Origin of the sequence: Paenibacillus tarimensis, from assembly GCF_021532315.1 — a bacterium.
In the GTDB taxonomy this organism is placed as follows: Bacteria; Bacillota; Bacilli; order Paenibacillales; family Paenibacillaceae; genus Paenibacillus_I; species Paenibacillus_I tarimensis.
Window position 1 is genome coordinate 1 of sequence record NZ_JAKGAO010000050.1, and the last position, 2,638, is coordinate 2,638.

The 2,638-nt window shown below is 43.8% G+C and carries 3 protein-coding genes; all 3 read right to left on the bottom strand.

The window, feature by feature from the left end:
* A partial coding sequence (locus L1N82_RS23015) for an RHS repeat-associated core domain-containing protein (protein WP_328284518.1) occupies positions 1-626 on the bottom strand: 626 nt, incomplete at its 3' end.
* A gap of 652 nt (positions 627-1,278) precedes the next feature.
* Positions 1,279-1,908, bottom strand: a complete 630-nt coding sequence (locus L1N82_RS23020) for a hypothetical protein (protein WP_235289806.1) — start codon at positions 1,906-1,908, stop codon at positions 1,279-1,281.
* 13 nt (positions 1,909-1,921) lie between these two features.
* A partial coding sequence (locus L1N82_RS23025) for a polymorphic toxin-type HINT domain-containing protein (protein ID WP_235289807.1) occupies positions 1,922-2,638 on the bottom strand: 717 nt, incomplete at its 5' end.

Consider the following 2,638-nt stretch of genomic DNA (forward strand, 5'->3'; position numbering starts at 1 on the left):
GCCGAGAGGAAACGGCCGTTCCGAGGGTCATAATAGCGCGCCTGCAGGAAGTACAGCTGCGTCTTCCGATCCCAGTAGTAGCCTGCATAACGGTACGGGTTGTACTTGACCAGCTCCGTTGTAATATCTGCCGTCTCCTGTACAGCCGCGTCGGTTTCTTCCAGCCATGCAAGTGCGTCTTCTGTTTCCGCTGCTGTAGTGTCTGCGGTACCAGCAGTCGTATCTGTTTCAGATGCCGCTGCGGACGATGCTGCCGGTGCGTTGCCGATGCCCGGATGATAGTCCGGCGCTGTATTGCCGCTCTCATCCTCCGGTCCCTGCCTTGAGCCTGGTGAGCCGTTGCCTGTATTCAGGTCGCCCATCCAGCCGATGCCCTCGCGCACCCGCTCCCCGTACCGGTTGTACACCCGGGACAGCGGCCGGCCGCTTTCGCTGAAGGTATAGGAGGCTGCCGTTTCCCCCGCACTATTCTTCTCATCCGTGATGACATACGTATCGCCCTTGTAGTGATACTTCATCGTTTCCTGGATGCTGCCCGTGTGGTTGAACTGCGACTTGGTCATCCGGCGGCCGAACATGTCGTAGGTGTACGACTCTCCGAAGCCGTTCGGGAACGTAACCTTCATCAGCTTGCCGCGCGCATTTGTAGCAGCTAAATAAGAATGAGCAGATTTATCTATTACCGCTAAACAACAGTAAACGGAATTTTCCAGTGGCTCTACATGGAGAAATGGGTGTGTTAGCCTCTAACGGCTGGCAAAACCCTTATGGTTAGTCCTCTTTTGCAAAGAACCACACCCATAGAGGCTCCATGTCAAGCCACGACGCCCTTCCAGAGAATGCTGAAGCTTATTTAGCGAGTACAGCTCAATTGTATATGGCGGTTACAACGTGTAAGCATAATCCTCCAGACGGATCAGGTTCTCGCGCTTCTGGATCTCGTTCTTCTCGTTATTGCGAGCCCCTCAAATAGACGAAAAACCTCAGGCAACATACCTGAGGTATTAAACTTTATTTATCCATTTCTCATCTGAAGTACTTAGACAGATCTTGAAGCGAATTCTCCGTATCAGATAACTGACAAGCAGAATTGTTGTCCTCAAAACCTTTAAGCTTATTTAAATATCTTTCCTCTCCAAAAACATCCGACAACTCCTTATTGTGCCATGATTTATATGAAGTTTTCAGTAATTCAAACTTACCAGTAAACCTTCCAAGTCTCTAAAAATTAATTCCCCGTCTAAGTCTGCTTGATGGTCATTACCAACTTTGGTAATATTATGGTTTATTCTCTACGATAACCCACGGAGAGTAACAAACGAATATATTCCTTTCCTCCAGATGATTCTCCTCAAAAAAATCCCTTTTCAAATAAATGATTGCTTTATCATTTTGAATTAGTGATGAAATTAATTTTTCGGTTGGGTAATAAGAACCTAAACTTGCTGGTTGGCTTAGAAATTCAATATTAAATAAAAAATCTGACAAAGAAAGAGGGGGGGCTTCCGCATTAGAAATTACAAATAAACTATCTTGATAATAATCGTCTATAATTTCGATTTCTTCATGAGATAGATAATTAATTGGTTTTAAAAATAGACCTTTTCGTTCTTCATTCTGTTCCCAGCCTTGTTTTTTTAATTTATTTCCTTTCGAGAGTTTTTGAATCCTTGTCAAATACTGCGATTTGGTTTCTGGGTAGATACAAGAGTAAACATAAAAATTATCCTTAGTTAATAGGTCGATAAAGCTAACTATATCTTTATACTCAATTAAATATCTATTTATTAGATGTAAATCATTTGGTGGCTCTGCAAAAGAGAAAGAATTACCTTGATTCAGCTTGATCCATCCTATCAAGCCATTTTTCGTGATTGCTGGTTCATGTCTTTCAAATATTATACTCATTTTATACCACCTGTTATTTATTTCTTGAAGGGTTATAACTACTAGGATAATAATAATGGTAATTTCTACCGTCTTTAAAATAGACATTAAAGTGTGGCGTATCAAAAGGATCTTTATGCCCATACCTATCATGGGCTACTTTGTGTCCCTTCTCAGAAAGCCAGGCATCACGTGTTTGATTACTAGATTTATGAGGGTGCCTTGAACCCGGATTTAGCTGTTCATGGACAGGTTTTCTCTTTCCGTGTTTGCCAATTCCAGCATCTCTATATGCAGCTCTCTTAGCAGCTCGTTCAGTAGGGAAATATTGACGAGTCTTATCTTTACCCTTCTCTTTACGTTGACAGTACTCTTGATTTTCATTATGCACCCAGACGCCAATGTCGCTGACGAAGTACGTATGGAACCTGGCTACCTCAAAATTGTAGACTACTTCCTGCCGCGGCTCAAACGTTATGCGTTCAACCTGCAGATGATTACCATTGCTCTGTACGAGCTGGTCCCCTTCGCTCAGTTCCTCTGCCAGCAGCCATCCTTTACCTTCCACCCAGAACGGGTGGTTGCCGGTTGCTTCTATGGCTTGGTCACCCACATAGATCGTGTAGATGGAGTCTGAGACTTTACGGAATAGCTGTACGACTTCCTTGTACTCTACTTCCTCTGACTCGCCGCTCTCATCTCGGGATAGAACCATATCTCCGACTTCAATGTCTTCGATATTCTTCTCCCC